General features: G+C 71.2%; 1 protein-coding gene. It reads right to left on the bottom strand.

The window, feature by feature from the left end:
* The coding region (locus ABT245_RS45585; RefSeq protein ID WP_351746989.1) for a type I polyketide synthase at positions 1-3,271 on the bottom strand (3,271 nt) is incomplete at its 3' end.
* Positions 3,272-3,477 lie beyond the last annotated feature (206 nt).

Genomic DNA, 3,477 nt, shown 5'->3' with positions numbered 1-3,477 from the left:
CGGCCAGTCCGCGCTGGCGGCTGAATTCCACGAACGGCGCCGGGGTGGCCATCACCGTGACGCCGCCCACCAGGGCGAGTGAGCATTCGTCGTTGTGCAGTGCCTGCGTGGCCAGGTGCAGGGCGACCAGCGACGACGAGCAGGCGGTGTCCACGGTCACCGCCGGGCCTTCCAGACCGAACGTGTAGGAGATACGGCCGGAGGCGATGCTGCCCGCACTCCCGTTGATGAGATAGCCCTCCACGTCTTCGGGCACGTCAGTGAGACGGCCGCCGTAGTCGTGATACATGACTCCGGCGAAGACGCCGGTGCGGCTGCCGCGCAGCGACGACGGGTCGATGCCCGCCCGCTCGAACGCCTCCCAGGAGGTCTCCAGGAGCAGGCGTTGTTGCGGGTCCATCGCCAGCGCCTCACGCGGCGAGATCCCGAAGAACTCCGCGTCGAAGCCCGCCGCGTCATACAGGAAGCTGCCCTTGGTTGTGCTCACCGTGTTGGGGCGATCCCCGGTCGGGTCGTACAGGTTCTCCAGGTCCCAGCCGCGGTCGTCAGGCATGTCGGCGACGGTGTCGCGCGCGTTGGCGATCACGTCCCAGAAACGTTCGGCCGAGTCACTGCCGCCGGGGAAGCGACAGCTCATCGAGATGATCACGACAGGATCGTCGTTGGTCGCGCTCGCGACGGTCTCCCCGGTGACCTCCGCTCCGGCATCGGTCTCGGGGACCGTACCGAAGAGCATGTCCCCCAGGTGCCGGGCTAGCGCGGTCGGGGTCGGATGGTCGAAGACGAGCGTGGCTGGAAGACGCAGGCCCGTCACGGAGTTGAGCCGGTTGCGCAGTTCGACGGCTGCCAGTGAGTCGAAGCCCAAGTCTCGGAAGGCTCGTTCAGCCGGTACTCCTTCGACGTCGTTGAACCCGAGCACGGTCGCTGCCCGCGACCTGACGATGTCCAGCAGGGCCGACATGCGCTGCGCGGCAGGCAGGTGCGCGAGTGTGCCCTCGACCGTGCCGGCTTGGGCGCCGTCGGCCGTCTCACGGGCCGGCGGCCTTGCTGGTTTGCGTAGTGCCCGGGATACCACCAGGTCGCGCAGCGGCGGAGCGACGTCCTGCGCCTCGGCAGCGGTCAGCGTTGAGGTCTCCAGTCGCAGGGGCACCAGGACGGTTTCGTCCGCCGTGGCGCACGCGGTGTCGAAGAGCGCCGTCCCCGCCTCGTTCGACAGGGCGCCGACGCCGAGCTTCGCCAGCCGTCGTACGTCGCGGTCCGCCAAGCCGGCGGTCAGGACGCTGCGATCGGACCACAGGCCCCAGGCAAGGGAGAGCGCGGGCAGCCCGTGGTCGCGTCGGTGTCGGGCGAGGGCATCGAGGAAGGCGTTCGCTGCCGCGTAGTTCGCCTGGCCGGAGGAGCCGAGGATCCCGGCCGCCGACGAGAAGAGTACGAAGGCCGTCAGGTCGTGGTGGCGCGTGAGTTCGTGCAGGTGCACGGCCGCGTCGACCTTGGGCCGCATGACCGTGTCCAGGCGCATGTCGGTGAGTTCGGTGACGATCCCGTCGTCCAGCACGCCCGCCGCGTGTACGACACCGGTCAGAGGATGCTCCGGAGGCACGCCGTCGAGCACTCCGCGTAAGTTCTCCCGGTCGGTGACGTCGCAGGCCACGATGTCCACCACGGTGGCGCCCGCGTCCCGCAGGTCCGCCACCAGTTCGGTGCTGCCCTCGGCGGCCGGTCCCTGGCGGCTGAGCAGCAGCAGTCGGCGTACGCCGTGCCGTTCCACCAAGTGCCGCGCCAACGTGCGACCGAGGACACCTGTGCCGCCCGTCACCAGGACGGTCCCGGCCGGACCGAACATGGCCCCCCCGTCACCCGACGAGGTGGCGCCCACCCGTTCCAGCCGGGGCACCAGCACCGTCCTGCCCCGTACCGCGAGTTGCGGTTCCGTACCGACCGCGGCGGCGACCACGGCCCGGTACGCGTCCGAACTCCCGTCCACGTCCGCGAGGATCAGCCGATCGGGGTTCTCGCTCTGCGCGGAGCGGACGAGTCCCCAGACGGCGGCGCTCGCGGTCCCGTGGGCCCTGCGGACATCTTCGTCCGCTGTCCGCACCGCGCCCTGCGTGACGATCACCAGCCGCGAGTGGTCGAAACGCGGTTCGCCGAGCCACTCTCGCAGCAGAGCCAGGCAGCGCCCGGAGCGCAGTCGTACATCGTCCGCCGACGGCTCCTCGGGCCCGGCCAGCACGGTGTCCTGCAGCGCGAGAACGAGGCGGGGCGCTGGGGCGGGAAGAGTGGCGATGTCCTCGTACACCGTGAGATCGAGCCCGGCGTCCCGCAGCAAGCGTTCCTGCTCGGCCGAGGCGCCGACGACGGCAACCCCCTCCTGCGCCAGGCCGGCGACAGGCGTGTCGGCCACGGTCCAGTGGAGGCGCAGCAGAGCATCGTGGTTCGTGCCGCCGAGCCGGAACAGCGCCGCGGGGTCCATCGGGCGCAGTACGAGGGACCCGAGGACGGCGACGACCGCACCGCTCGGGTCGGTGAGCTCCAATCGGGCCGACTGCCCGGGCGCGCACGTGGTCAGGCGGACCCGTACGGACGTGGCACCCGCCAGTTGCACGGTGACGTCCTGCCACGAGAAGGGCAGGACCGACGGGCTCTCCCCGCGTACCAGAGCCATGAGCAGAAGGCTCTGCGCGGCCATGTCCAGCAGCACGGGATGGATCGCGAAGCGCCCGCTGTCGGCACGCTCGTCCTCGCCCAGCGTGACCTCGGCGAAGAAGTCGCCGTCGGCCTCCCAAGCGGCCGAAACGCCTTGGAATGCGGGCCCGTAGGTGTAACCGAGCGCGGCGAGCCGGGCGTAGAGGTCCTCGACGTCGAGCGCGACGGAGCCGGGCGGGGGCCAGGCGCCGCTGGACACCGGGGCTGCAGCCGCTGCCGTGGAGCCGTCCGCGGTGAGCGTTCCCGAGGCGTGCAGAGTCCAGCCACCGTCCATACCGTCGTCCACGCCGCTGTCCTCGACCCCGTCCGGCAGGGCGTACACGTGCAGCGTCCAGCGATCCGCCCCATCCGGCAGCACCTCGGCCTGGAGCCGGACGCCCCCGCGCACCGGCAACGCCAGCGGCGCATGCAGCGTCAGATCCACCACCCGGCCGCAGCCGACCTCGTCCCCGGCGAGGACGGCCAAGTCGAGGAACACGGTCGCCGGTACCAGCGGTACGCCCGCGACGACGTGGTCGGCCAGCCATGGGTGCGTCTCCAGGGAGATCCGGCCGGTGAGCAGCACCCCTCCTCCGGAACCAGCCCGTGCCAGACGAGCGGTGAGCAGGGGATGGTCCAGCGCCACCTGCCCCGCAGACTCCAGAGAGCGCGCCCCGGAGGCCGGTCGGGCCTCGTACCAGTGGTGTTTGTGTTGGAAGGGGTAGGTGGGGAGGGGGGTGTGGGTGGTGGTGTGGGGGTGGGGCCAGGTGGTGGGTTGGCCGTGGGTCCAGG

It is taken from the genome of Streptomyces sp. NPDC001508, assembly GCF_040298665.1.
Classification (GTDB): Bacteria; Actinomycetota; Actinomycetes; order Streptomycetales; family Streptomycetaceae; genus Streptomyces.
The sequence above is the reverse complement of the archived record's forward strand: the minus strand, read 5'-3'. Positions and strand labels throughout refer to the sequence as shown.